Raw genomic sequence first — 25,576 nt, 5'->3', positions numbered from 1 at the left:
TCGGGATGATCAGCCCGGTGGCCTTCGAGGCCCGAATGATCGCTTAAGTCGGTGTCCACCAACGCTGGGCAAGATCACCCATTCGCTTCGACGAGTTTAAGCCCGAGCAAGACTGGTGGGGCAGTGAGGACAACGACTTTGCCGACCGCGTAGAGAACGAATTCGCTTGGAAGGTGGATTTTAAAGCCAAGCGTGAGCAAGCCGAGGCCGCTGCCAAGCCGCATTGGGATCGTTCCGAAGCACTGAACTTTGAGGCGAGCACGCTGGAAAACCGCATGCGCGACCTGCGTGGTTCTATCAGGGGCGTCAGCGACGCCGCGCAGCGCAAGCCGGTAGAAGATGAGTTCGATACCCTTCGCGCCCAGGCCGAAGGCCTGCGCTTGCAAGCCCGCGACGCTCAGGCCGCGGGTGATCGCCTCTACTGGCCTATCTACAACTTGGATGAAACGAACCCGCGCAGCCCAAAGGAACTACCGGACGACCCCGATAAGTTGCTCACTGCATATAAGGTCTTGCTTGGCCAGATCGAAGAAACAGAGAACCGCCTGAAGAGCGAACTCACCGCTGCGCTGGCGCATCATTTCGTCACTGAGGAAGCCTGATGGACGCGCAGCAGTTTCTGGCGGCGTTTGGACATATCGCCAATGCGCAGGGGGGAATCGCTCAGCTCCGGCAGATGATCTACCAACTGGCGGTTGCCGGCTCGCTTACACCGCGTGGCGATAACCCGGAGGACGTTGATCAGCTTCTTTCCAGCATCGAGCAAGAGCGGGAGCGACGAATCCGAGCAAAGAAATACAAGCGGATGCTTAAGCTTGAAAGCGAGCCGATCAGACAGCCTCACGGCTTTGTACTTCCTGCAACTTGGCGTTGGTCTCGTTTGCTCGACATCGGTGAGATCAATCCTCGTAACGTGGTATCGGACGATCAACTGGCTGCCTTCTTACCGATGAGTGGTGTACCCCAGCTACATAAAGCGCCCGTTGTTACCGAGACCAAACGCTGGGGCGAGATAAAGAAGGGCTACACCCACTTTGCAAATGGCGATGTGGTGCTGGCCAAGATCACGCCCTGCTTTGAAAACGGCAAAGCAGCAGCTATTGAGAACCTGCCTGGCGATGCGGGTATCGGTGCTGGAACAACCGAACTTCAAGTATTCCGGCCCATCCATACAGGCGTTTTGCCAAGCTATGTCTACCTGTTTCTGCGGTCTCCACTGTTCACGGTCGAAGGCGAGAAAAACATGACTGGAACCGCTGGCCAGAAGCGCGTGCCCACGGATTACTTTGCGACTCGAGCCTTTCCGCTGCCGCCTACTAAAGAACAATCTCGCATTGTTGCCAAAGTCGATGAGCTGATGGCCTTGTGCGACCAGTTGGAACAGCAGCAGCAAGGCCGCCGCAAACTGCAGAATGCCCTGCGTGAGTCTACCTTGCAGGCTCTCGCCAGCGCCCAAAGTCCGCACGAACTGCAAAACGGCTGGGAGCGGTTGGAGACTAGCTTCGGGTACTTGTTCAGCGAGCCGGAAGATGTGAGGGATTTCAAGGGGCTGATTCTCGATTTAGCTGTAAGTGGTCTTTTGTTGCCAGCCTCAAATACGACCACTTCCGCAGCAGACTTGATCGAGCAAATCGCAAATGCTCGAATCGAATGGGCGAAGGTCGCTGAAGAGCAGGAAAAGAAGGAGGCGGCCGCGATGCTGAAAAAGCTGCGAACGCAACAGATCACAGCCCCAAGTTCTCCATTGCCTGAGCATTGGTGCTGGGCATCTTTACTGCAGGTGGCTCAAGCAGTTGTGGATTGCCACAACAAAACAGCGCCATATGTAGCAGAGGGTATTCATCTTGTCCGCACCTCGGACATTCGCGATGGGAAAATGGATCTCGGCAAGACCAAGAAGATTTCAGAAGAAACCTATGACTATTGGGCGAGGCGCATGCCTCCCAGGGCAGGCGATGTTTTCTTCACACGTGAAGCCCCGATGGGGGAGGCTGCCATAGTTCCTGAAGGGGAGCGGGTATGCCTTGGACAGCGAACAATGCTCATCCGTCTGTTTCCAGAGCTGTTCAGCAACCGATACCTGCTTTATGTCATTCAGAGCCCAAATTTTCAGTCTCGAATGACTGAGGCTGCCATCGGTATGACGGTCAAACATCTCCGTGTAGGTGGGGTCGAAGATTTGGTTGTTCCTGTTCCTCCACGAGCTGAGCAAGATCAGATTGTTGAAATTGTCGATAGCTTGTTTGAGTTGTGCGATCGTCACGTGGAGTACCTTGGTAAGAGTCGTCGTGTTGCGACAAACCTTTCAAGCGCTGCTGTCGCTACCCTCACCGGTATCGCCTACGAACAAGAAGAGGAGCCCCCTGTGAAAGCCCCGCAAACCGAACTTATCGCACCGCTACGCTTGAGCACTCCTCCCGAAGTCAAGGACCGGGCTCCACTTGCGACCCTCCTGGCGCGCCACAACGGCGAAATGTCGGCCCGTGACCTATGGCAACGCTTCGGCGGTGAGATCGACGCCTTCTATAGCCAGCTAAAAACCGAAGTGGCGCACGGCTGGATTGCTGAGCCAGAGGTGGCCGAGATGCGGGAAAAGGCCGCCGAAGCGGCAGGTGCTTGACGATGCAGCTTAGACTCTTGACCATCCCGCATTTCCGTAACCTGCAAGATGTGGTAATCAATTTCACGACGCATCTCTCTCCCATGCCGGGTTCGGCAACCGATGCGGCACCCAAGTCCATCCGTAGCCATGCGCTGATCGGTCAGAATGGTACTGGTAAGTCTAATCTGATCGAGGCGCTGATCATTATCTTCCGCGATATCGATCTAGATCGCGATGCTGCCTTCGATTACACGCTTGAATATGAGATTCGCAGCCATGTCGTACGCATCCAGGCAGATATGGCCAAGCAGAAGCGTCCCTATGTGTGGGTGGATGGTGATCGTGTTAGTCAGAATTACCTCAATCAGAACGATCCACCTGGGAAGTTGCCGCGCGATGAGCGACGAGGCCCGCGCTTATTGCCGACGCATATCTTTGCCTATTACTCCGGCCGCAACGAGCGCATTGAGGCCTTGTTTCAAGAGCACCAGCGCCGCTTCAACCAGTTGCAGGAAATCACCACGGACGAGGTTTTACCCGAAAACCTGCTTGAGAATTTCACTGCCAGCGAGGCGGATATCCGCACGATTGAGGAAATCAAACGTCGCCGGGAGGCCCGACTTAAGCAGTCAGGGGATGATCGCCTGCGTCGCTTGTTCTACTGCCGAGGCGGCCATAGCCAACTTGTGTTGTTGGCCTGTTTGCTTTCAGATGACCCTGTGTTCCAGAAGGTTCTGAAGAACCTGCACATCGAGTCGCTGGAATCGGCTCTGTTCGTACTGAAAGAGCCGCACCGCCTGCGTGAAAAACGCCGCAATAGCAAATTTGACGAGAACGAGCTGAACGAGGGTGACCCGCGTTTCTGGTATGCACGTGGCAACGTGGTGAGCGAGTTCCTCGACAAGTTATGGCAGGTGGCCTGGGCCCCTATCGAGCAGGAAACCACTAAGAGGATCGACTTCCGCGGCCGCACCGAGAAGCAACGCCAGCTCTACCTGTTTGTACCTGATCACGCCAGGCTCAAGCAACTGGGGGAGTTGGCGGGTGGAACTGATAGCTTTTTCCGCTATGCCGAGGGGGCCTACATTGGCGACCTGATCGATGAAGTGCGCATCACGGTAAGGAAGCGCGACGAGCATGGCGGCAAGGTGAGCTTCACCCAGCTATCCGAAGGCGAGCTTCAGATGCTGACCGTACTGGGCCTGATGCGTATTACGCGCGAGGATCATTGTCTGTTTCTGCTGGATGAGCCAGATACGCACCTGAATCCGATCTGGAAACTGCGCTACTTCGACGATATCGAAGGTGTACTGAGTGCTGATGAGAGCAAGCTAATGCAGGGTGAGTCGCAGATTCTCATTACCACCCATGATCCGATAATGGTGGGAAGTCTCAAGCGTGAACAGGTGCATATCTTGCGCCGAGAGAAAGACCGTAGTGTAGTAGATATACCCGACGAACACCCTCAGGGTATGGGTGTAACGGGACTACTTAAGAGTGACTTGTTTGGGCTTTCATCCACTTTAGATGTTGAGACCGAGCGACGGCTGCTTCGGCGAAACGAGCTATTTGTAAAATCGCCGAGGACATTGGAAGAAGAGGTCGAGCTGAGCAGACTCTCCACAGAGTTAGCAGATTTGGGGTTCTCCACTTCTGACTTTCGCGATCCCGATTATGCACTTTTTGTGCGCAAGATGGCGCAACATCGCAATTTCCGTAAGCCGGCGCTTAGCGATGAAGAACGTGCCGAACAAGATCAAATTGCGGATGATATCATTGACGAAATCCTGCGCGAGGAGGCAGGTGAATGATCTTTATCGACCTCGAACATAGGAAGCCAACAGATACTGATATTCCTGGCTGGAAGCCATGGACTCAGGAGCAGTGGGGCGCATGGTTGGAAAAATCTCAACAGTTAGTCTCTGATATGGCGATGTTAGAGGAGGCTGGAAAGCGTAACGAGAGAAACGCGCTAATTGATGCTAATAGAGAACACTGGGGATCGCTTAAAGAATGGCTATCAGCCCTTTCAGGAGGGAAATGCTGGTTCTCTGAAGTGCGTGAGTTGTACTCACACTACGACGTGGAGCACTTCCGTCCGAAGAAGGAGGCGAAGGCGCTGGACGGCATTAAGCGGGATGGTTACTGGTGGCTGGCCTTTGATTATATGAATTTCCGCCTCTGTGGCAATGTCGGTAATCGTAAGAAAGGAGGTTGGTTTCCACTACAGCAGGGATCTTTATGTTCCTCCTTTAACAACCCCTGCGAAGATTCAGAGTCTCGTTATTTACTGGATCCTATTGATGATGACGATGTGTCATTGATTGCCTTTGACGAAGAAGGAAAAGTGATTCCTGTACCGGGTTCCTCTGACTGGGAGCAAGAGCGTGTAATTGAGACAGTGAAACGGCTAAAGTTAAACGAACATGTAATTTTGGCTGAAGAAAGACGAAAGATATGGCAAAAGGTCGATGCACTGATTGAAGATTTTTATGCTGCCAAGGCTAAATGCTCTCGTGGTAACAATCCAGCGGCCAAGGCGAAGTTATTAGAGGTTCGCTCTCAAGTACGTGAGATGACTGACCGTTCTGCTGAGTTATCTGCGGTTGCTAAATGTTGTATTCAGATGCGCAATCAACCGCAGCTAACGAGGTTAATTGCTTAACTGGAATAGCATCCGAGACCGGTGAACCACACGAGTAAAAGGACGACGCTTTATCGGCCCGCCAAGTGCGGCTGAACCCGGATGAAGATGTCCTACCAGTGGCTTGCTTGTCTGCCCATCATTAAAATTCCTTTCTGCATGGAACGCTTGCCTTCAACTTCACTTTTGTTGGCTTTCTGGGTGACTCCTTTCCTTGGCGGCTTGCCGCGCGGACAAAGGCGGTCGGGGATTGGCCGAGCGCCTTGCGGAACATGCTGGAAAAGGCGCCGGGGCTGTCGTAGCCGAGTTCCAGCGCGGTACGGGTAACGGAACTACCGGCTAGCAGTCTGGGAACGGCGGCCATCAGGCAGGCCTGCTGGCGCCATACGGCGAACGACAGGCCGGTCTGCTGACGGAACAGGCGATTGAAGGTGCGTTGGCTGCGGTGCAGTTGCTTCGCCCACTCCTCGGGTAGGCTACGGATATGCGGCTGGGCGAGGAAGTCCCTGCAAAGGCCCGCCAGTTCGGGATCCTGGGGCAAAGGCGCAAAAAGTGGCAGCGAGGCCGATAGTTGCAGCTCGTACAGCAGGAGTTGGGCCAGGGCGCCATCGCGACCGCTCTCGTCATAGAGCGCGGGCATGTTGGCCGAAGCCAGCAGTAGATGATGCAGCAGCGGCGACACGACCAGCACCTCGCAGCTGCGGGAGGGGCGTGGCGCCGCAACCGGTTCGATATACAGGCTGCGGGTACTGACGCCGTTCATCCGCACCCGGTGCCGCTTGCCCGCCGGCAACCAGACGCCGCTGTAGGGCGGTACCATCCAGGTGCCGTCATCGGTGTCGACTTCCATCAAGCCTGTCATGCCGTAGAGAAACTGGGCACGGCGATGGGTATGAAAGTCGAGCAGGGTGTCGGGACTGTAGTCGGTGCCGATGGCCACGACGGGCCGGGCCACATGATCCACGTCCGCCAGCGGGATATTGCGCATCGTCGTCAACCTGGCCGAAACACGACGATTATTGGCCAACCGGCGAATGTCGGCCACCCCTTATCGGAATATCGTTCCTGTCGTTGGATTTCTTGGGAGTGTTCCGGTGTATAGCGTATTGCTTATCTGCGGCGGACTGGCCGGCATGACGACCGTGCTGTTCGGTTTCGGTGGCGGTTTCGTCGTCGTTCCCTTGATGGTTACCTTGCTGATTGCCGTCCACGGGCCGGATAGCGCGACCGGCCAGGCCGCCATGCATATCGCGGTCGCCACTTCGACCGCACTGATGATCTTCTCCGCCTCTCTATCGACATGGCGTCACCATCGGCGGCGAACCGTGCAATGGCATCTGGTGCGTCCGCTGGTGGGTTATATCGCCATCGGTGCCGTGCTCGGGGCGGCAGTGGCGGTCTCGGTGAGTGGAGAGTGGGTGCGCTGGCTGTTCATCGGCTATCTGGCGATCACGATTGCGGATGCCATTCTGCGGCCGGGCTTCCTGCATCAGGCGAGTGGGGAGGTTCGCCCCATGGGCCGCCTGGTGACGGCGATAACGGGCAGCTTCATCGGTATCGTTGCGGCCTTTCTGGGGGTTGGTGGCAGCGTGATGACCGTGCCGCTGATGCGCCGCAGAGGGGCCAGCATGACGGCCGCCACGGCAATGGCCAATCCGTTGTCGTTGCCCATGGCGATCAGTGGCACCGCCACCTATGTGCTGTTGTCGGTCGGCGATACCCCGCTGGGCGCCTGGTATGCGGGGTATGTGGATCTGCGCGCCTTGCTGGCGCTGGCGGTGGGGTCGTGGCTCGGTATCCGCCTGGCATCGCTGGGGATCGGGCGCATTCCCGATCGCGTTCATGCCGGGGTCTACCTGCTGCTGCTGACGGGCGTGCTGGCGGTGATGGTCGTCATGCGCTGAGTCTCGCCAACGACTTCTCCCCGCCTGATGCTAGCTCCGCCAAAGGCGACTGGAACGTGGTGATTCTGATCTCTGGCGGATAATTCGTCGCAGAGTGCGTGATATGGTCCTTAGACGCCAACGCATCTGGATCAAGCCAACATGAGCGAACAACCACAAATTCTGATTTACGAAGATGCCCAGAAGGCGGTCGACGTGCGTCTGGACGAAGGCCGCGAGACGGTATGGCTGACGCAGCGACAGATGAGTGAGGTATTCGAGACATCGGTCGATAACGTCAGTCTTCACCTAAAGAATATTTATGCCGATGGCGAGTTGGATGAGAGCGCAACTACCGAGGAATCCTCGATAGTTCGTCAAGAAGGCCAGAGGAAAGTAAGGCGGCTTGTTCAACTCTACAACCTCGATGCCATCATCTCAGTCGGTTATCGCGTCAATTCTCGGCAGGCTGTTCGCTTCCGCCAATGGGCTACGCGTGTCCTCCGCGAGCATCTCACTCAGGGCTGGACGTTGCACCAGCAACGTTTCGAGGCCAACGCGCGGGAGCTGGAGGCGGCAATGGCGCTGGTGCGCAAGGCGGCGCACAGCTCGGCGTTGGATCTGCCGGGCGGTCGCGGGGTGGTGGATATCGTGGCGCGTTATGCGCAGACGTTTTTGCTGTTGCAGCGCTATGACGAAGGGCTATTGAGCGACCCTGAGGTGCAGGCGGGCGGCCGGCTCCCTTCATTGGAAACGGCGAGATCGGCGCTGAACGAGCTGAAAGCGGAACTGATGGGGCGGGGAGAGGCAACCGAGCTGTTTGCGAGGGATCGTAGCGATGGGTTGGCCTCACTGCTCGGCAATCTTGACCAGTCTGTCTTCGGCGAGCCGGCTTACCCGAGCATCGAGTCGAAAGCCGCGCATCTGCTCTATTTCGTGATCAAGAATCATCCGTTCGCCGACGGCAACAAACGCAGTGCGGCCTTTTTGTTCGTTGACTTCCTGCATCGCAACGGGCGCTTGTTATCGGCGACGGGAGAGCCGGTCATCAATGATGTCGGTCTGGCGGCGTTGACGCTGCTGGTCGCGGAATCCGATCCGGCCAACAAGGAGACGATGATTCGCCTGATCATGAACATGCTCGCTAACGACTTCTCGTCCACCTGACGATGCTCGGCGCCAATCCCAAAAAATCGTCGCTCGTCCGCTCTAGTGTCGCATCATGAATCCTCTTCATGATTAGCTGAAATCATATCGCTTTTCATGCATCTACAGGCTCTGGCATAAAGAGCGCATCCGCTTCGACGACAGGCGCTGTGGCGCCTGTGGTCGATACGCCAGACAGGGTATTGGCAAACATTGCATTGAGGGGCGCTGGGCCTTCTGACGGTGCCAGCGCCTCTCTCGATAAACAGGGTGCTTGTTCGCGATGAGTCACGATTTCACATTCGATATCAAGAGCGTACGGTTCGACGAGCATTACCGTCCGGCCGAGAACACGCGCTCCACGACCAACTTCGCCAACCTGGCAAGAGGGGAGCGTCGCGAGGAAAACCTGCGCAATGCGCTGACGATGATCGAAAACCGTTTCAATGCCCTGGCGCATTGGGACAACCCCAGGGCGGATCGCTATGCCGTCGAGCTGGACATCATCACCGGTGAGCTGAGCGTGGGGGCCGAGGACGAGGACGACACCTTCCCGGCGATCGAGATGCTCAAGACGACGATCATCGACAAGCACGCCGACAAGCGCATCCCGGGCATGGGGGGGAACAACTTCTCCTCCTACGTGCGCGACTACGACTTCAGCGTGTGGCTGTCGGAGCACAACCGGGATCGAGCCGAATTCGGCATCCCGGAAGGGTTCGGCGATCTGCACGGCAAGCTGTTCAAGCGCTTTGTCGACTCCGATGCGTACCGGGCTTCCTTCCGCAAGGCGCCGGTCATCTGTCTCAGCGTCTCCAGCAGCAAGGTCTATTGCCAGACCGACAATCGCCACCCGGTGCTGGGCGTGGAGTACGAAAACGACGCGTCCTCGCTGACGGATTTCTACTTCGGCAAGATGGGCCTGCAGGTGCGCTACTTCATGCCGCCGCATGCCGTGGCGCCGCTGGCGTTCTATTTCTCCGGCGATCTGCTCTCCGATTACACCGATCTCGAACTGATCAGCGCCATCAGCACCATGGAGACGTTCCAGAAGATCTATCGCCCCGAGATCTACAACGCCAATTCGGTGGCCGGCAAGATCTACCAGCCGAGCCTGGAGCATCAGGACTATTCGCTGACGCGCATCGTCTACGACCGCGAGGAGCGCAGCCAGCTCGCCGTCGAGCAGGGCAAGTTCACCGAGCGGCACTTCATCAAGCCCTACCGCCAGGTGCTCGAGCAGTGGTCGGCCAACTATTCCCTTTGATCGCCCGTTCCAACGACTCTTTTTGGTCAACCCGTTACAACGACACCCTTTGATCAACCCATTATTAAGGTCACTTTTGCATGAAGACTTTGTTGCCCACGTCGACGGCCGGTAGCCTGCCCAAGCCCGCCTGGCTGGCCCAGCCCGAGACGCTCTGGTCTCCCTGGAAACTGCAGGACGAGGAACTGGCCGAGGGCAAGCAGGATGCATTGCGGGTGTCTCTGCACGATCAGCAGCACGCGGGCATCGATATCGTCAGCGACGGCGAACAGACCCGCCAGCACTTCGTCACGACCTTCATCGAGCACCTGAGCGGCGTCGATTTCGAAAAGCGCGAGATCGTCAAGATCCGTGATCGCTACGACGCCAGCGTACCCTCGGTGGTCGGCCCCGTGGCGCGGGAGAAGCCGGTCTTCGTGGAGGATGCCAAATTCCTGCGCCAGCAGACCGACCAGCCCATCAAGTGGGCGCTGCCGGGCCCCATGACCATGGTCGATACGCTCTATGACGGCCACTACAAGAGCCGCGAAAAGCTGGCCTGGGAGTTCGCCAGGATCCTCAACCAGGAAGCCCGCGATCTGGCCGCCGCCGGTGTGGATATCATTCAGTTCGATGAGCCCGCCTTCAACGTCTTCTTCGACGAGGTGAACGACTGGGGCATCGCCGCCCTGGAGAAAGCCATCGAAGGGGTCGAATGCGAGACCGCCGTGCATATCTGCTACGGCTACGGCATCAAGGCCAACACCGACTGGAAGAAGACCCTGGGATCGGAGTGGCGCCAGTACGAGGAGATCTTCCCCAAGCTGCAGGCGTCGAACATCGATATCGTCTCGCTGGAGTGCCAGAATTCCCATGTGCCGATGGAGCTGATCGAACTGATTCGAGGCAAGAAGGTGATGGTGGGGGCCATTGATGTGGCCACCAACACCATCGAGACGCCGGAGGAGGTCGCCGATACCCTGCGCAAGGCGCTTCAGTTCGTCGATGCCGACAAGCTTTATCCCTGCACCAACTGCGGCATGACGCCCTTGTCCCGCCAGGTCGCGCAAGGCAAGCTGAAGGCTTTGAGCGCTGGCGCGGAGATCGTACGGAGAGAGCTCGCAGCTCGATAGCGGCTTTCTATCCTGCGAATGACGCGACGGTGGTCATGAATACTCTGGTCGGTGCGTTGGCAACGCGTTGCCGGCACCGGCCTTCAGCGTTCCCGAGAAACCTGCCATGACCAGCGTCGCGATCTTCGTCGACACCCAGAACGTCTATTACACCGTGCGCGAAGCCTACGGCAAACAGTTCGATTACCGCCGCTTCTGGGCGAGGGTGACGGCGAATCGGAAGGTGGTGACCGCGCGCTGCTATGCCACCGACAAGAATGATCCCAAGCAGCGCGGCTTTCAGAACACGCTGCGAACGATCGGCTTCGAGGTGAAGCTGAAGCCGTTCATTCAGCGCTCGGATGGTTCCGCCAAGGGCGATTGGGACGTGGGCATCACGCTGGATGCCATCGAGTACGCGGCACTTGCGGATGTGATCGTGCTGGTCTCCGGCGATGGCGACTTCGATCTGCTGGCAAAGAAAATCCGTGAGGTGCATGGCAAGCGGGTCGAGGTCTACGGCGTGCCCAAGCTCACCGCGAACTCCCTTATCCAGGCCGCAAGCCAGTTCATTCCGATCGAGGGCGATCTGCTGCTCGGTTGAGGCGTGGGTGTGGCGTCGAGGCAATTCCTGTGCGTGACTTCCTGTGCCTGACTTTCTGTGCATGCCATCGTGGCGCGACTGGAAGCCTGAGCCCCCCACCGGGGCCGATGTTGTGCGCTTGCCGACGCGTCCAGTTCAGGTGCTCGAACGCGCCCGGGCGTGATCCTCGCGGAAGCGTGCGTGATCGCGGTGCCTGCATCGTCCTCGGCGGCCAGCAACATGCGAAGGGCGGCCGCTTCTTTGAGCGAGCCGATCCTGGCGGGGAGGCGCCGCCGGGTTGGGCATGAATCCAGCCTCTGTTTATGGAGGTCACGATTCATTGTCGTTAACATGAGCCAAATTCAGTCGCCAACCCTTGCTCATGCTCAAAGCCAGTCTTCGTCGATATCTGACTCTGTGGTTCGCTGGACTGTCCCTGCTCACACTGCTGATCGTCGGTGTCTATGTGGGCCATATCGCAACCGAACAGGTGAAGCGCGCAAGTGGCAGCGCGCTGTCAAACGTTGCCGGGTCGACTGCTGCGCTGTTGGGCATGCAGTTGCGGGAACACCAGAAGGAAATCTCTCTGCTCGGCCACGACCCTCTTCTGGTGCGGGGCGATCTGGACGATCCCGACATATTGCGGTCGATGGAGCTGCGCAGTCAGTCCCGCGCCGAATATGCCTGGATGGGCGTTGCCGACACCGATGGCCGTGTGCGCCAGGCAGTGAACGATTTGCTGCTTGGTCAGTCGGTCGAAGCCCGCCCCTGGTTTCAGGCCGGATTGCGCGGCCCTTACACGGGCGACCCTCACGAAGCCTTGCTGCTGGCCAAAATGCTGCCGTCCAATGCCAACGGCGAGCCCCTGCGCTTCATTGATTTCGCCGCGCCGATCATCGATGACAAGGGCCGGGTCATCGGTGTCCTGGGCGCCCATGCCCACTGGAGCTGGGTGACTTCGATCATTGAATCTGCCGTGCTACGGGCCGGCACGACCCCTGACACGCAAGTGCTGATCGTCAACCAGGACGGTCTGGTCCTGTATCCCAAAAAGCTTGCGGGGCAGCAGCAGATTTTGCCCAAGAATGCCGCCGAGGAGCCGGCCTGGTCAGCGGACGAGGAGTACGTGAGCAGCATCGCGCCGGTGCCGATGTCGCTCGGTTCCGATCTCTCCTGGTCGGTCATGGTCCGACAGCCGCTGGACACCGCGTTGCAACCGGCGCATCACCTGCTCTACAAGCTGCTGGGATTGGGGGTGCTGGCGGCGTTTCTCTTTACCGCGGTGGCCTATTACCTAGCGCGGAACCTGAGCAAGCCGATCGAGCAGTTGGCGCGTGCCGCCAGGCAGGTACAGGACCAACGAACCGGCGTCTCTTTCCCGTTGCACCACCCCGTGCGGGAAATCTCGCAGTTGGGGCGCTCCCTGCAACGCATGACGGACTCCCTGCTGGGCAAGGAACGGGAGCTGCAGAAAGCCAACGCGTCGCTGGAAGCCACCGTCGCGCAACGGACCGAGGCCCTAACGCAGGCCAACGCCGAGCTGCTGCAACTGGCGACCCACGATTCGCTCACTGGTGTGCATAACCGCAGGTGTCTGGATGGAAAGCTGGAAGAGTGCAGCCAGCTTTTCAGACGAACGAACCGCAGCTTCGCCTTGCTGCTGATCGACGTCGATCACTTCAAGAGCATCAACGACAACTATGGTCACGCCACGGGAGACGATGTCCTGACCCGGCTTGCCCAACTGTTGAAGCGCAACACCCGCGCGACGGATTTCGTGGCCCGCTACGGCGGCGAAGAGTTTGCCGTGGTGCTGCCCTGCGGCGAAGACGACCGAGGCCCACAGGAGGCCGCCAGGAACATCCGTGCAGGCATCGCCGCCGCTACGTTCGACGTGGTCGGCAAGGTCACGGTCAGCATTGGCGGGGCGATAGCATATGCCTCCGATCCCGACGCCGTAGCGCTGATCGAACGCGCCGACCGGCAGCTCTATCAGGCGAAGCAGGCGGGCAGGAATCGGGTGGCCTTCGCGGAATGAGGCCGGCGGAGTCGTCACGATCAGTGGAGTCTGCGCTACGCGCGCCGCCAAGGTCGAGCGGACGTCCGTGGGCTACGCATGTCCTGTGCGATCGCTGACTCGTGGCCGTCTTGCGCTGAGTCTCGTCAACGACGCTTCCCTTGTCTGACGCACCGATGCATTCGACATGGGCGTTCGAATACGGCCCGCCCATGATTGCAGACGACGATAGAAGTTGACATTAATAACGCATCATCAAGAGCGGTATTCGCCGAGTTTACCCATGGGAATGGTGTGTAAATTCAGAAAGATAGGAGCCATAAAAAAAAGCACCTTGTCAAAGGTGCCTTCTATTGAAGACAAGGCGTTTCCAAGCACACATGCCAAGGGACGACGGGGACGTTTCCCTTGGCATGTCGCGGTGAATATTCACCTTACTTGCTTGAAGCTCTCTTGGTCAAAATCGAAGCTCTCTTGACCTTTCATTGAGCTCAGGAATTTCGGCCGCCACTGTTACTGTTATGGCCACCTTTCTTGCCGGCTTCAGAAGCTTTTTCGCGGTCATTGGCGAAGTTTCCACCACTATGCTCTCCGCCTTTCTGGCCAGCTTCGGAAGCTTTCTGGCGGTCATTGGCGAAGTTGCCACCGCTATGCTCCCCGCCTTTCTGACCCGCTTCGGACGCTTTCTGGCGGTCATTGGCGAAGTTGCCGCCGCTGTTTTGTCCGCCTTTATGACCAATTTCCTCGAAGTGCTCGCGATCGTGGCTTTCGGCGTTCGCTTTACCGCCTTTCTGGCCGATATTCTCGAAATGCTCACGATCATGGGTTTCGGCGTTGGCTTGCCCACCTTTATGGCCGATGTTCTCGAAATGCTCACGGTCATGGCTTTCGGCGTTGGATTGCCCGCCTTTCTGACCCGCTTCGTTGACGGACATACCTTTGTCTTCGTTACGCTTGCTAGTCATAAAAGCCTCCAGATCATCCAATGATCTTAGAAAATTTATCTGCGTTACATGGATATAGCGTGTGATAAACATGTAACCGTCTTGACCACGCTATGTGATCTAGACAGTGCTCAGAATAGACGGGCCATAGTTGTCAGCAAGCTCTCAATGAGGTTGGCGTTTTCCTAGGTTAAAGGGGCGGCGGCGATACAGAGACTCCGTCTTTTACTGCGGGCCACACTGCCTCATGGCGTTGCTGATCGATCTATGCGACTTCATTGATGGTTTGGCACGTTGATGTGACCAACCATCGTCTTTCGTCTGCTCCGTCGCTCGCTGACCGATACCTCCCGGCCAGATGCTCGAATGCCCCGGCTCACTGCAGGTCGGCCCGAGCCTTCCCCTCGGCCCGGGCACGGGCGAGCAGGGCTGCGCCCGCGGCTCGCAGCGTGACGCATGAAGTATGCAGCGCGGAACTCGTGTCTTCGATGGCGCCGAGGAAGCCATGACGCTGGGCATCACGGTCTCGGCAACCCAGGTCCGCTCGAGCGGAGCCCAGTTGAAGGAAGTAGGACGCTTGCTCGACGACGGGTCGATCCGCGTCGTCGTGGACAGCACCTACCCGCTTGCCGACGCTCGCAAGGCCCACGAACGCGCCGCCTAGGGCCATGTCCAGGGCAAGATCATCTTGGCCGTCGAGTAGAGAAAACGAGGGGCAGGCTGCGTCAGTTTCGGCATGCCAGTTTCGGCATGAAAGAGGGCCGCTGGACTTCGATTGTCATCGACTCGCCGGGGTCACCGGAGTATTTCGATCCGCCTCAATCGCGGCGCGGCGAAATCGATGAAGGCGCGGACCTTCGCGGCCGCGCGACGACCTTCCACATGCACGAGATGCACCGGCAGCGGGGCGGGCTCGTGACCTTCCAGCACGGTCTGGAGCGTGCCGGCCTCGAGATCGGGCCCGACCTGATACGACAGCACGCGACACAGGCCCCAGCCTCGCCTGGCGATATCGATGGCCGCGGCCAGGCTGCTGACCGTGAGTCGAGGATTCACCCTGACGCCATGCGCCCCATCCCGCCCGAGCCGCCACTCGTTGAGGGGAGGCGTGGAGCCGCTCGAGACGATGCGATGAGAGACGAGATCGCTCGGCGTCTGCGGGCGTCCCCGCGTGGCGAAATAGTCCGGCGAGCCGCAGATGACGCGGCGAACCTGGCCGATCCGGACGGCGGAGAGCTCGGATGCGGGCAGGTGGCCGATGCGCACGGCAATATCGAAGCCTTCCTCGACCAGGTTGACGATGCGGTCGACCATCAGCACGTCGGCGCGAACCCGGGGATAAGCATCCAGAAACTCGGTCAGCAGCGGCGCGACATGGATTCGCCCGAATTCCTGCGGGCAGGTGATTCGCAGTTGCCCGACGGGCGTATTGGCCGCGCCCGAGGCCATGTAGTCGGCGGCCTGCAGATGCGCGAGGATTTCCCGCACTTCCCCGAGATACGTCCGGCCGACCTCGGTCAATCTGACACGTCGCGTCGAACGGGTGAAAAGCCGGGCGCCGAGGGCAGTCTCGAGCATGTTGATGGCACGCGTTGCGGAAGGTGCGCTGAGCCCGGTGGCGCGGGCGCCCTTGGCGAAGCTTTCGGCGTCGGCGACCGCGACGAAGACATTCAGGGCCTGAAGGCGATCCATGGTGTCTCGCTGGGTTCGAGCTAAACGATAGTTTTAGAATACAAAACAGTTCCTTTCAGAATAACCCTATTCTTTCGCCTTTGGTGAGGTTCTAGAGTAAACGGCTTCGATAACCCACTCATCATCACGATGAAGGAGCCTGTCATGTCGAACGCCGAGCTTGAAACCAACGCTCTCGACGACCAGTCCGTGACGCTGTATCGCCACCCCAAATCGGGCCACTGCCACCGTGTCGAACTGATGCTGGCCCTGCTCGAGGTGCCCTACGACACCGTCGATCTCGATATGGCCAATGGCGCCCACCGCGAGCCCGACTATCTGAAGATCAGCCCGCTGGGGCAGGTGCCGGCGATCGAGGACAACGGCATCACGCTTTCGGATTCCAACGCCATCATCACCTACCTGGTCGAGCGCTACGGTGATCCTGCCCTCTGGATCGGTACCGAGCCGCTCGAAAAGGCTCAGGTGCAGCGCTGGCTCTCGATTGCGGCGGGCGAGATCGCCGCCGGCCCCTGTGCTGCGCGTCTCGTCACTGTGTTCGATGCGCCGCTCGATCATGAGGCGGCGAAGGCCAAGGCGCATGCCTTGCTGGTGATGATGGACGCCCACCTCGAGGGTCGCGACTGGCTGGCGGCTGATCGGCCGACGCTGGCCGACATCGCCGGCTACAGCTATATCGCCCACGCGCCGGAAGGCGGCGTCGGTCTCGCCGACTATCCGCACGTTCGGGCCTGGCTGGCGCGCATCGAAGCACTGCCACGCTTTATCGGCATGGCCCGCTCGCCGGCGCTGGCCTGAATCGCGGACGTTCGAACGGAGCCGGTCATGACACTCGAAACGATGCCCTTTCAAGAAACGCCCTTTCAAGAGACGCCCTTTCAAGAGACGCCATTCCACGCAGGCGAGCTCGAGGCGCAACGGTGCGCCGGGGTGGAGAGTATCGCCAGTTCGGCCGGCAGCTTCATTCGCGACGCCATGCCCGAGCAGCATCGGGCGTTTTTCGCCCAGTTGCCGTTTGTCGTCATGGCCGCCGGCGACGCGCAGGGGCGCCCCTGGGTCACGCTGCTGGAGGGCGACGAGGGTTTCATCGACTCGCCCGATGCGCGCACGCTGAGAATCGCGACAACGCTCGGTTCCCAGGATCCGCTGGCCTCGGCGATCGTTGCCGGGGTCGACGTCGGTCTGCTCGGTATCGAGCTGGCGACGCGTCGACGCAATCGACTCAACGGGGTCATTCGTGCGGCCGGTAACGGGCTGAGCATCGAAGTGCGACAGAGCTTCGGCAACTGCCCGCAATATATTCGCGAGCGCGAGTGGCGGCGCGTCGAAGCCGCGGCCACGTCGGAGGCCACCATCTCGGATCGGCTCGACAGCGGGCAACGCGCGCGAATCGCTACGGCGGATACCTTCTTCATCGGCTCCGGCTTCAGGCCCGCCCCGAGCAACGATTCGAGCGACGATTCGGGCAGCGGACCAAGCCCGAGTCGGGGTTATGATGCCTCTCATCGGGGCGGCGAGCCCGGCTTCGTGCAGGTGAACGGGAACGGGAACGGGACGCTGCGAATCCCGGACTATGCCGGCAACAACTTCTTCAACACCATCGGCAACCTGATTCAGGACCCCCGCGTGGGACTGCTGTTCGTCGATTTCGAAACCGGCGGCATGCTGCAGATCACCGGTCGCGCCCGCATCGACTGGGCGCCGCAGGAGAGTCAAGCTGAGAGCCAGGAGCCGAACGCCAAGCGATGGATCGACGTGACCATCGAGCAAGTGGTCGACCGGCCGGCTGCGCTGGCCCTGCGGTGGCGCCGGGAAGACAAAGCCCTGCTGCGGCTGACGGTCGTCGACAAGGTGATCGAAAGCGACCAGATCACCTCCTTCTATCTGGCCGATGCCAATACCGATGCCGATGCCGATGCCGATGCCGGCGCGCTGCCGCCATTCCAGGCCGGTCAGCATCTGGCGCTCGAGCTGGAGATACCGCATCAGTCTATTTCGAACCGCCCGGGACGAGTCGGTCGCAGCTACTCGCTCTCGGGATCGCCATCCGCCGGAACGTACCGAATCAGCGTCAAGCGCGAGGAGAAGGGCACGGCGTCGCGTTTTCTGCACGACAGGATCGATATCGGCGACCGAATCGCGGCACGCCCGCCGTCGGGTGAGTTCGTCCTGCCTCATGGGCATGGGCCGCTGGTGCTGGTCAGCGCCGGCGTGGGCATTACACCAATGCTTGCGATGCTGCACGCGGTCGTGGCGGAAGCGGAGAACGAGCGCCGCCCGGTCTGGTTCGTTCACGCCACGCGCCACGGCGGGACGCACGCCTTCCGGGCCGAAGTCGAGGCATTGATGGCCCGATCCGACAGCGTGACGCGGCGCGTCTTCTACAGCGAGCCGCGCCCGAGTGATACGGCAGGTGTCGATTACGATATCGAAGGGCGAGTCACCGCCGGCCAGTTGCTCGCACTCGGTGCGGGGCCAGAGGCGAACTACCTGCTCTGCGGCCCGGCCCGGTTTATCGCCGAGATCAGCGCCGGCCTGGAGGATGCCGGCGTCGCTGCGGAGCGGATCGGTTTCGAGACGTTCGGGCCTACGGGATGAGCAGCATCGTACGGATCAAAAAATACCCCAAGGGACAAACGCCCTTGGGGTATTGCGCTACCTCATCACTGTGTCAGGCCATCATGAAACGAGGACATTCAGGGAGAGGTGTTGGTTGCGGCCGGTTCGTCGCCGGAGGTGGTGGCGTCGTCCGAGGTGGCAGCGCCGTCCTCGGCTGTGGCGGATTCATCGCCGGTCGTCGAGGAATCGTCTTCGGACGGGGTCGCGCCATCCTCAGGCCCGGTTGCGCCATTCTCTGCGGTAGCGGATTGCTCCATGCCCGTGGCCTGCTGCGAGTCGGCGCCGTCCCGTGTCACCCGCCATACCGCGTTGGTCATGTCGTCGGCGACGATCACCGAGCCATCCGGGGCGACGGTGACGCCGACGGGGCGGCCGCGGGTCTTGCCGTCGCCGGTCAGGAAGCCGGACACGAAGTCGACCGGATCGCCGGCGGGCTGGCCGTTCTCGAACGGAACGAAGACGACCTTGTAGCCGGCGAGGTCCGAACGATTCCAGCTGCCGTGCTCGCCGATGAAGACGCCGTTGGTGAACTCGCCGCCCACGGCGTCGTTGGAGAAGTCGACGCCGAGCGGCGCGCGGTGCGAGCCGAGGCTGTAGTCGGGGGAGATCGCCGCTTCCACTCGCTCGGGGTTCTCCGGCTTCACCCGCGGGTCGACGTGCTGGCCCCAGTAGCTGTAGGGCCAGCCGTAGAAGCCGCCCTCCTGAATCGAGGTGAGGTAGTCGGGCACCAGGTTCGGCCCCAGTTCGTCGCGTTCGTTCACCACGGCCCAGAGCTGGTCCGTCTCCGGCTGGATGGTCAGCGCGGTGGGATTGCGCACGCCGGTGGCGTAGGCGCGATGCGCGCCGGTCTCGGCATCGATCTCCCAGATCTCGGCGCGATCCACTTCCGCTGCCATGCCGCGCTCGGTGATGTTGCTGTTGGAGCCGATCCCGACGTAGAGATATTCGCCATCCGCGCTGGCGGTCAGTGACTTGGTCCAGTGGTGATTGATCTCTGCAGGCAGCGGCGTGACCAGTTCCGGCGGGCCGCTGGCTTCGGTCTGGCCTTCCTGATAGTCGAAGCGGACGAGCGAATCCTGGTTGGCGACGTAGAGATCGTCATCCACCAGGGCAAGGCCGTAGGGCGCGTTGAGGTTCTCGGCGAACACCGTCTGCTCCTCGAACGTGCCGTCACCGTCGCCATCGCGCAGCAGGGTCAGCCGATTGCCGCCCTTGACCGAGGTGGTGCCTTTCGACTTGATGATGCCGGCGATGAAATCCTTCGGCCGCGACTTCGGGGCGTTGCCGCCACCTTTGCCTTCCGCTACCAGGATATCGCCGTTGGGCAGCACCAGCGTCTGGCGCGGCACTTTCAGGTCGGTGGCGATGGCGGTGATCGTGTAGCCATCGGGCACCGTGGGTTTCGCATCGCCCCACGGCGCCTGCTCGGGCACGGCCATGTTGGGCAAAAGGCCGCGCTGCGGCTCTGGCAACTCCGGGTTGGCACCATACTGGTCCGGCTCGGCGGCGGTGGCGCCACCGGCGAGCAGGAGCAACGAAAGTGGCGCGGCGTAGCGCATACGAGTCAATGTCATGACTGGCCTCCGGTCTTGCGGCTGGTGAATCCGATCCAGATCGCGGCGAAGGCGAGTACGGCAACGACGATCGAAAGCGTAAAACCCGTGGGCATCGCGGCCCAGGCATCCCTGGCGTGGATCAGGGCATTGACGAAGCCCAGTATCCAGGTCACGAGCAGCAGCACGAAGTAGAAGATGGACAACCCCCGGCTACCGGCAGGGCGGAATATGCCGATGAGCGCGCAGATCAGGGCGAAGCCACTGAACACGAGGCCGCCGGCAATCAGCCAGGAGGAGAAATGGGTCCACTGGATGTTGAAGGTCGTGGAGTAGGCGTAATCGCTCAACGCGGCACCCAGGAAGAGCGGAAAGGCGCCGGCAAGCAACATTCCATGAAGCGGGTTCGGCCCGCTCCGGATCGGTCGTTCGGCAATGTCAGTGGCAGTCACGGCAAGCTCCTTTTGCGGTTGAGTCGTGGGGTTCGCACCAGCATCGTCCTCGACCGGAAGGATCTCCCGGTAACGAGAAAGTCATTCCGGTGCGGACATGCTGTCCCCGTGGCTGGAGTCTAGACGACGTGAAGTGTCTTCACCCAAACGATGACACGGCTGGCTTTCAGCGGCCGTCGTTGCCCCGCCGGGCTATGATGAATGGCGAAATCGTTTGGCGATGAGATAGCGCAGCCGTCCCGCAGCCAGAAGGGGCAAACGGCACTTGCCGATCACGACGGCGAGAGCAGGGGGAACCTCGGCCGAATAGCCGACTCCGATATCCGTCTGCTGTCTTGATTCGCATGAGCTGTCTCGATTCGAATGCGCTGTCTTGACTCGAATGAAAGACGCGCCCCGGCGAAGGCGGCATGATCCGCCGGGCGGTATACAAGGACGACCACGGACCGGTGAAACACGGATGAAAAGCATGAACTCATGGCGGCGATGGTTGCTAGCCGCAACGATAGGACTGGTTTCCAGCCTGTGTCTGGCGCAGGCGCAGGAAGAGGGGGGCGAGAAGGATTGGTATCCCCTCGACTCGTTGAATACCGGGCTTGGCCAGGCGCCGGAATCCGTCAGCCTGAGAACCCCTCGGGAATCGATGCGTAGCTTTCGGGATATGACCGACAGGAGCGACTTCGAGGCGGCGGCACATATCCTCAATCTCGCCGATCTGACCCCGGCGGAGCAGCGCGAGCGGGGCGCCGAGCTGGCCCGCCAGCTTTCGGAGATCTTCCAGCGCGGCGAATCGATCCAGATTTCCCGTCTCTCCGGGCGGCAGGACGCGGCCATCGAGGATCCGACAGGGGAGAACCCTAATGCCGGCGAGCCCCGCCGAGATATCGAGCTGGCCTCCCTGGAGGCCAATGGAGATGCCTACGATATCCGCCTCGGGCGATATCGGGTCGGGGAAGAGGAGCCGATCTGGCTGATCATGCCGGAGAGCGTGGCCGCGATTCCGGCGCTTTACCGGGAGTACGGCCCGACGGCTTTCGAGCGCCATATTCCCGATAGCCTCAAGAAGCCTTTCGGCCTGTTGCGGGTCTGGGAGTGGATCGCCATTCCGCTGGTGCTGCTGGTGGTGGGGTTGCTCGGCAAGGGCGTCTATCGGCTGATCGAGGTCATGACCCGCTGGTTACCTACCGGCTCGCCGAGCATCTTCGCCACCCAGATTCGCGGCCCCGTGGCGTTCATCGTCATGTCGCTGTTGACCCAGGCGCTGCTCGATTACGTCGTCTCCTTCTCGGCAGTCGCGACCACGACGCTGCGAGTGGTGCTGATCGCCATCCTGGCCTGGGGGACCGGCGCCGTCGCGCTGCGTCTGGTCGATACCATCATGCTGAAGATGACGCGGCGTCTCGCCGGGCAGATCGACGACTCCAAGCCCAAGGACGACCGCAAGCTGTTGACCACGCTCTACGCGGTGCGTCGGATCATCATCCTGATCATGGTGACGGCGGTCACGATCTACGTGCTGGGACAGATCCAGCTGTTCGAGACGCTGGGGCTGTCGATTCTGGCATCGGCGAGCGTGCTGGCGGTGCTGGTGGGCGTGGCGGGTCAGGCCGTGCTGGGCAACATCCTGTCGTCGTTCCAGCTGTCGCTGGCGAAGCCGATACGGGTCGGCGATCTGGTGATGTTCGAAGGGCAGTGGTGTTACGTCGAAGGCATTTTCTACACCCATATCCGGCTGCGAATCTGGAACGAGCGACGCCTGATCGTCCCGGTTACCTATTTCGCCTCGAAAGCCTTCGAGAACCTCTCCGCCAAGAGCACCAAGGAGTATCGGAGCGTGGTGCTCACGCTACACCTGAGCGCCGATATCTCGCTGCTGCGGGAGAAGTTTATCGAGTTCGCCAAGGCGGAGGATAACGTCATCGAGCATCACAAGCTGCTCTGTGCCGTGACCGACCAGACCGGCCCGGCGCAGACCGTGACCTGCTACCTGATGACCGTCGACCCGCTCTCGGGGTGGGCCGCCGAAGTGAGTGTCAGAGAGAAGCTGCTGACGTTCATTCGCGACAACCACCCGGAATGGTGGCCGAGGGAGGTGGTGGTGATCAGTCACCGGGATGTCGCCCGAGGCCACGCGACAGGAGACGACGGCGAAACGTCCCAGTGAGCGGCGGGGTTCGTGCGCTGTCGGTTCAACCCGTTGAGGGTTTCGTTCGTTGACGGTTTCGTTCGATCACGACGTCTTTCGTCGACAGGGATTGGCCTCGTTTCGACGCCTCGAGATGGGAGGCCTAAGATGGGAGGCTTAAGATAAGAGGCCGGTCATCGGTTTCCCCGGTGACCCGGCTCCCTCACACAGCGTCTCTTACCTGCAGTTTCTCTCACATAAAGCCTCTCTCACATGAGTATCGGCCATGAGCAACTCTGGAAAGCGCGGCGGCGATAAGGAGATATCGGGGCTGCAGCTCTATCTGCATGGGCTGGGCATTTCGGTGCGCGACAATGCGCAGGCCTTTGGCTTCTCGATCCTGATCACCGTGAGCTACGGCATCGTCTCGGGGGCGGCCGGCAAGCCGTCTTCGCTCGAGCTGGTCGGCTTCGCCCTGTCGGCGGTTGCCGGCATATCGCTGTTGAATGTGCTGGTTACCCTGCTCAAGGCGGAGGGGCCGGACGACTCCGAGCGCTCCTACGTGGTGCTGGTCGGGACGGCCACCGATTTCCTCTCGGTGGGCGCCGGTCTCGGCGTCGTGTTCGCGGCCAGCATGCTGGGAGGATGGCTGCCCTGGGTTATGGCGCCCTTTCTGGCAGGGGTGACCTACTGCCTGGTGCAGGGGATGCAGATCGCGCTGGCGAAGTTCGGTTCCGACGAAGAAGAGAAGAAGTAAGCCTTCGAGCGGATGCGGCGCTGGTGACGTTGAATCTGCGGCGCCGCCAGGGCAACGAAGCACGAGGACGAACGGCACGAGGACGCAAGCGGCACAAGAGAGCAAGAGCAGACGGTGCAAGAACACCGGGGCAAACGAAACGAGCCCAGGCGATGAATTCGAGTGAAGATAGATTCGAGCGGCGATAGTTTAGAGCGATGAGGATGACGGCATGAAACACGAATTCTGGCAGGCCCGATGGGAGAACGACCAGCTCGGCTTTCATCTCGCCTTCGTACACCCCATTCTCAAGCGCAATCTGGCGAGCTTCGGGCTGGCGGCCGACGCGCGAATCTTTCTGCCGCTGTGCGGCAAGACGCTGGATATCGGCTGGCTGCTCGAACAGGGGCATCGCGTCGTCGGTGCAGAGTTGAGCGAGATCGCGGTGTCGCAGCTGTTCGAGGCGCTCGGCGTCGAACCGTCGGTCGATGAATGGCGCGGTGGCCGGCGGTGGCAGCATGCGGGGCTGACCGTCTTCCAAGGCGATATCTTCGAATTGACCGCCGCCGAGATGGGCCCGGTCGACATGATCTATGACCGCGCCGCGCTGGTGGCGTTGCCGCCCGCCATGCGGCCCGGCTACGCCGAGCAGATTCTGGCGTTGGCCGGTGGTGCGCCGCAGCTGCTGATCACCTTCGAATATGATCCGGCCGAGAAGGATGGCCCGCCGTTTCCGGTGCTGCCCGAAGAAATCGAACGGCACTACGCCAATCGCTACACGCTCGAGATGCTATCGAGAAAGGACGTGCTCCAGTCGTCGCTCAACTTCCGCGATGCCGGCGTGACCCGATTCGTCGAGGTCGCGTGGAAACTGCTGCCGGCACGGACTGGCCAGGCCGCGGGTTTCATCCCGCCAGCGCCTCGTCGATGATCTCGAGCCCTTGCCGGGCTTCGGCCGGGGTGACGATACATGGCGGCACCACATGAATGCGATTGGCGACCACGAACGGCAACAGCCCGCGGTCGATCATCCCCTGCTTGAGCCGGGCCACTTCGGCGGCCGGCAGCGGGGCGCGGCTCTGCTTGCTCTCGACGAGTTCGATGGCGTGAAAGACGCCCAGGCCGCGCACGTCGCCGATGATGTCGTGCTTGTCCCGAAGCTGCTCCAACCCCGGCGTCAGCACCGATTCACCGATGCTGGCCGCGTTGCCCACCACGTCTTCCTGTTCCATCACCTCGAGCGTGGCGCAGATCGCGGCCATCGCCAGCGGATGCCCGGAGTAGGTCAGCCCGCCGTAGAACATCTCCTCGTCGAAGTGGCTGGCGATGCGCTCGCTGATGATCACGCCGCCGGCCGGGACGTATCCCGAGTTGACGCCCTTGGCGAAGGTGATCAGGTCCGGTACCACGCCGAAATGCTCCAGCGCCAGCCATTTGCCGGTGCGGCCGAATCCTGCCATCACCTCGTCCAGGATCAGCACGATGCCGAACTCGTCGGCCAGCGCCCGGACGCCCTCGAGATATCCTCGCGGCGGCACCAGAACGCCCGCGGTGCCGGGGATGGTTTCCAGCAGCAGGCCGGCGATGCTCGCCGCCCCCTCGCATTCGATGACGCGCCGGAGATGGTGCAGCGCGCGCTGGCATTCCTCCTCTTCGTTACCGGCCCAGAATTCGCTGCGGTAGAGAAACGGGTTGAAGAACCGGACGTGGCCGCGGGAGAACTCGTTGGGAACGCGCCGGAAGTCGCCGGTCGCGGCGATCGCCGACCCCGTGCCGCCATGGTAGGAGCGGTAGGCAGAGAGGATCTTCTCCCGGCCGGTCACGGCGCGTGCCATGCGGATGGCGTTCTCGTTGGCATCGGCGCCGGCGTTGGTGAAGAACACCTTGCTGAAACCGGTCGGCGCCAGGTCGAGGATCTTCCGGGCGGCGCGGCCCCGGGCCAGGTTGGCGTGAGCGGGGGCGATCGTGGCGAGCTCGTCGGCCTGGGCCTTGATCGCCTCGATCACGCGGGGATGCTGATGGCCGATGTTGGTATTGACCAGTTGGCTCGAGAAGTCGAGATAGTCGCGACCGTCGTAGTCCCACAGGCGGCACCCCTCGCCGCCCTTGAACACCATCGGCTGGAGCGCGCCCTGGGCAGACCAGGAGTGGAAGACGCCGGCGCGGTCCAGCGCTCTGACGTGATCGTTGTTCACGTTTCCGGTTTGCGAGCTTTCGCGGAT

22 protein-coding genes are annotated in these 25,576 nt (G+C 60.7%); 16 read left to right on the top strand and 6 right to left on the bottom strand.

Features of this window, described 5'->3' with window-relative positions; all coding sequences use genetic code 11:
- Window positions 1-173 precede the first annotated feature (173 nt).
- The 4 genes from BC443_RS00580 to BC443_RS00565 are packed head-to-tail and all read left to right on the top strand — an operon-like array spanning window position 174 to window position 5,267.
- Window positions 174-602 carry a hypothetical protein gene (locus BC443_RS00580; protein ID WP_071229886.1) on the top strand — a complete coding sequence of 143 codons (429 nt, stop codon included), beginning with the start codon at window positions 174-176 and terminating at the stop codon, window positions 600-602.
- On the top strand, window positions 602-2,620 hold the full coding sequence (locus BC443_RS00575) for a restriction endonuclease subunit S (protein ID WP_071229885.1): 2,019 nt from the start codon (window positions 602-604) through the stop codon (window positions 2,618-2,620). Before BC443_RS00580 ends, BC443_RS00575 begins: the two co-directional genes overlap by 1 nt.
- A 2-nt stretch (window positions 2,621-2,622) precedes the next feature.
- Window positions 2,623-4,413: an AAA family ATPase gene (locus BC443_RS00570; RefSeq protein WP_071229884.1), complete on the top strand. Its 1,791-nt coding sequence runs from the start codon at window positions 2,623-2,625 to the stop codon at window positions 4,411-4,413.
- Window positions 4,410-5,267 (top strand): hypothetical protein, encoded by an 858-nt coding sequence (locus BC443_RS00565; protein WP_071229883.1) that lies wholly within the window; start codon window positions 4,410-4,412, stop codon window positions 5,265-5,267. The genes BC443_RS00570 and BC443_RS00565 overlap by 4 nt, the downstream gene beginning before the upstream one ends.
- A gap of 121 nt (window positions 5,268-5,388) precedes the next feature.
- Here BC443_RS00565 and BC443_RS00560 read toward each other — a convergent pair whose 3' ends face one another.
- The gene (locus BC443_RS00560) at window positions 5,389-6,291 is read right to left on the bottom strand and encodes a helix-turn-helix transcriptional regulator (RefSeq protein WP_247643182.1); all 903 of its coding nucleotides are present in this window, start codon (window positions 6,289-6,291) and stop codon (window positions 5,389-5,391) included.
- Between the two features lie 49 nt (window positions 6,292-6,340).
- Here BC443_RS00560 and BC443_RS00555 point away from each other — a divergent pair, with 49 nt between their 5' ends.
- The 6 genes from BC443_RS00555 (at window position 6,341) to BC443_RS00530 (ending at window position 13,254) form a co-directional block, all read left to right on the top strand.
- Window positions 6,341-7,150 (top strand): sulfite exporter TauE/SafE family protein, encoded by an 810-nt coding sequence (locus BC443_RS00555; RefSeq protein WP_071229882.1) that lies wholly within the window; start codon window positions 6,341-6,343, stop codon window positions 7,148-7,150.
- 141 nt (window positions 7,151-7,291) lie between these two features.
- Window positions 7,292-8,296, top strand: coding sequence for a virulence protein RhuM/Fic/DOC family protein (locus BC443_RS00550; RefSeq protein ID WP_071229881.1), 1,005 nt, complete (start codon window positions 7,292-7,294; stop codon window positions 8,294-8,296).
- Window positions 8,297-8,558: 262 nt separating this feature from the next.
- On the top strand, window positions 8,559-9,542 hold the full coding sequence (locus tag BC443_RS00545) for a DUF1852 domain-containing protein (RefSeq protein ID WP_071229880.1): 984 nt from the start codon (window positions 8,559-8,561) through the stop codon (window positions 9,540-9,542).
- 80 nt (window positions 9,543-9,622) lie between these two features.
- Entirely contained in the window at window positions 9,623-10,654 is a 1,032-nt protein-coding gene (locus tag BC443_RS00540) for a methionine synthase (protein ID WP_071229879.1), read from the top strand.
- Window positions 10,655-10,760: 106 nt separating this feature from the next.
- Window positions 10,761-11,237 (top strand): NYN domain-containing protein, encoded by a 477-nt coding sequence (locus BC443_RS00535; RefSeq protein WP_071229878.1) that lies wholly within the window; start codon window positions 10,761-10,763, stop codon window positions 11,235-11,237.
- 361 nt (window positions 11,238-11,598) lie between these two features.
- Complete coding sequence (locus tag BC443_RS00530) at window positions 11,599-13,254, top strand: sensor domain-containing diguanylate cyclase (RefSeq protein WP_071229877.1); 1,656 nt, start codon at window positions 11,599-11,601, stop codon at window positions 13,252-13,254.
- 470 nt (window positions 13,255-13,724) lie between these two features.
- Here BC443_RS00530 and BC443_RS19170 read toward each other — a convergent pair whose 3' ends face one another.
- On the bottom strand, window positions 13,725-14,168 hold the full coding sequence (locus BC443_RS19170; RefSeq protein WP_276232176.1) for a general stress protein: 444 nt from the start codon (window positions 14,166-14,168) through the stop codon (window positions 13,725-13,727).
- Window positions 14,169-14,640: 472 nt separating this feature from the next.
- On the opposite strand from BC443_RS19170, the gene BC443_RS00520 reads away from it, so the two are divergent.
- A complete protein-coding gene (locus tag BC443_RS00520) occupies window positions 14,641-14,841 on the top strand; it encodes a zinc-binding dehydrogenase (RefSeq protein ID WP_071229875.1) in 201 nt (66 codons plus the stop codon).
- 131 nt (window positions 14,842-14,972) lie between these two features.
- On the opposite strand, the gene BC443_RS00515 is transcribed toward BC443_RS00520, so the two are convergent.
- Complete coding sequence (locus tag BC443_RS00515; protein ID WP_071229874.1) at window positions 14,973-15,869, bottom strand: LysR family transcriptional regulator; 897 nt, start codon at window positions 15,867-15,869, stop codon at window positions 14,973-14,975.
- A gap of 144 nt (window positions 15,870-16,013) precedes the next feature.
- Here BC443_RS00515 and BC443_RS00510 point away from each other — a divergent pair, with 144 nt between their 5' ends.
- Both BC443_RS00510 and BC443_RS00505 read left to right on the top strand, forming a co-directional pair.
- A complete protein-coding gene (locus BC443_RS00510) occupies window positions 16,014-16,667 on the top strand; it encodes a glutathione S-transferase (RefSeq protein WP_071229873.1) in 654 nt (217 codons plus the stop codon).
- Window positions 16,668-16,694: 27 nt separating this feature from the next.
- A complete protein-coding gene (locus BC443_RS00505; RefSeq protein WP_210766219.1) occupies window positions 16,695-18,467 on the top strand; it encodes a pyridoxamine 5'-phosphate oxidase family protein in 1,773 nt (590 codons plus the stop codon).
- Between the two features lie 98 nt (window positions 18,468-18,565).
- Here the strand turns inward: BC443_RS00505 and BC443_RS00500 are convergent, their stop codons facing one another.
- Window positions 18,566-20,062: a sorbosone dehydrogenase family protein gene (locus BC443_RS00500; protein WP_071229872.1), complete on the bottom strand. Its 1,497-nt coding sequence runs from the start codon at window positions 20,060-20,062 to the stop codon at window positions 18,566-18,568.
- Complete coding sequence (locus BC443_RS00495) at window positions 20,059-20,493, bottom strand: DUF2231 domain-containing protein (RefSeq protein WP_071229871.1); 435 nt, start codon at window positions 20,491-20,493, stop codon at window positions 20,059-20,061. The genes BC443_RS00500 and BC443_RS00495 overlap by 4 nt, the downstream gene beginning before the upstream one ends.
- Before the next feature lie 460 nt (window positions 20,494-20,953).
- On the opposite strand from BC443_RS00495, the gene BC443_RS00490 reads away from it, so the two are divergent.
- The 3 genes from BC443_RS00490 to tmpT all read left to right on the top strand — a co-directional run bounded on the left by BC443_RS00490 (window position 20,954) and on the right by tmpT (window position 24,285).
- The gene (locus BC443_RS00490; protein WP_071229870.1) at window positions 20,954-22,657 is read left to right on the top strand and encodes a mechanosensitive ion channel family protein; all 1,704 of its coding nucleotides are present in this window, start codon (window positions 20,954-20,956) and stop codon (window positions 22,655-22,657) included.
- A 247-nt stretch (window positions 22,658-22,904) separates the two neighbouring features.
- A complete protein-coding gene (locus BC443_RS00485) occupies window positions 22,905-23,375 on the top strand; it encodes a hypothetical protein (protein ID WP_071229869.1) in 471 nt (156 codons plus the stop codon).
- A gap of 211 nt (window positions 23,376-23,586) precedes the next feature.
- Window positions 23,587-24,285 (top strand): thiopurine S-methyltransferase, encoded by a 699-nt coding sequence (gene tmpT / locus BC443_RS00480; protein WP_071229868.1) that lies wholly within the window; start codon window positions 23,587-23,589, stop codon window positions 24,283-24,285.
- Here tmpT and BC443_RS00475 read toward each other — a convergent pair.
- Window positions 24,260-25,549, bottom strand: coding sequence for an aspartate aminotransferase family protein (locus BC443_RS00475; RefSeq protein WP_247643181.1), 1,290 nt, complete (start codon window positions 25,547-25,549; stop codon window positions 24,260-24,262). The two genes, tmpT and BC443_RS00475, sit on opposite strands and share 26 nt — an antisense overlap.
- Window positions 25,550-25,576: the final 27 nt, after the last annotated feature.

Origin of the sequence: Salinicola sp. MIT1003, from assembly GCF_001858555.1 — a bacterium.
Lineage (GTDB): Bacteria > Pseudomonadota > Gammaproteobacteria > Pseudomonadales > Halomonadaceae > Salinicola > Salinicola salarius.
Note: the sequence above shows the minus strand (reverse complement) of the source record. Positions and strands in the feature narration are given on the sequence as shown.

What these genes read in the sequence shown, in the direction of transcription:
- BC443_RS00575 (WP_071229885.1), top strand. Translation starts at nt 602, where the DNA reads ATGGACGCGCAGCAGTTTCTGGCGGCGTTTGGACATATCGCCAATGCG.
- BC443_RS00570 (WP_071229884.1), top strand. Translation starts at nt 2,623, where the DNA reads ATGCAGCTTAGACTCTTGACCATCCCGCATTTCCGTAACCTGCAAGAT.
- BC443_RS00565 (WP_071229883.1), top strand. Translation starts at nt 4,410, where the DNA reads ATGATCTTTATCGACCTCGAACATAGGAAGCCAACAGATACTGATATT.
- BC443_RS00550 (WP_071229881.1), top strand. Translation starts at nt 7,292, where the DNA reads ATGAGCGAACAACCACAAATTCTGATTTACGAAGATGCCCAGAAGGCG.
- BC443_RS00545 (WP_071229880.1), top strand. Translation starts at nt 8,559, where the DNA reads ATGAGTCACGATTTCACATTCGATATCAAGAGCGTACGGTTCGACGAG.
- BC443_RS00540 (WP_071229879.1), top strand. Translation starts at nt 9,623, where the DNA reads ATGAAGACTTTGTTGCCCACGTCGACGGCCGGTAGCCTGCCCAAGCCC.
- BC443_RS00535 (WP_071229878.1), top strand. Translation starts at nt 10,761, where the DNA reads ATGACCAGCGTCGCGATCTTCGTCGACACCCAGAACGTCTATTACACC.
- BC443_RS00530 (WP_071229877.1), top strand. Translation starts at nt 11,599, where the DNA reads ATGCTCAAAGCCAGTCTTCGTCGATATCTGACTCTGTGGTTCGCTGGA.
- BC443_RS19170 (WP_276232176.1), bottom strand. Translation starts at nt 14,168, where the DNA reads ATGTCCGTCAACGAAGCGGGTCAGAAAGGCGGGCAATCCAACGCCGAA.
- BC443_RS00520 (WP_071229875.1), top strand. Translation starts at nt 14,641, where the DNA reads ATGCAGCGCGGAACTCGTGTCTTCGATGGCGCCGAGGAAGCCATGACG.
- BC443_RS00515 (WP_071229874.1), bottom strand. Translation starts at nt 15,869, where the DNA reads ATGGATCGCCTTCAGGCCCTGAATGTCTTCGTCGCGGTCGCCGACGCC.
- BC443_RS00510 (WP_071229873.1), top strand. Translation starts at nt 16,014, where the DNA reads ATGTCGAACGCCGAGCTTGAAACCAACGCTCTCGACGACCAGTCCGTG.
- BC443_RS00505 (WP_210766219.1), top strand. Translation starts at nt 16,695, where the DNA reads ATGACACTCGAAACGATGCCCTTTCAAGAAACGCCCTTTCAAGAGACG.
- BC443_RS00500 (WP_071229872.1), bottom strand. Translation starts at nt 20,062, where the DNA reads ATGACATTGACTCGTATGCGCTACGCCGCGCCACTTTCGTTGCTCCTG.
- BC443_RS00490 (WP_071229870.1), top strand. Translation starts at nt 20,954, where the DNA reads ATGAAAAGCATGAACTCATGGCGGCGATGGTTGCTAGCCGCAACGATA.
- BC443_RS00485 (WP_071229869.1), top strand. Translation starts at nt 22,905, where the DNA reads ATGAGCAACTCTGGAAAGCGCGGCGGCGATAAGGAGATATCGGGGCTG.
- tmpT (WP_071229868.1), top strand. Translation starts at nt 23,587, where the DNA reads ATGAAACACGAATTCTGGCAGGCCCGATGGGAGAACGACCAGCTCGGC.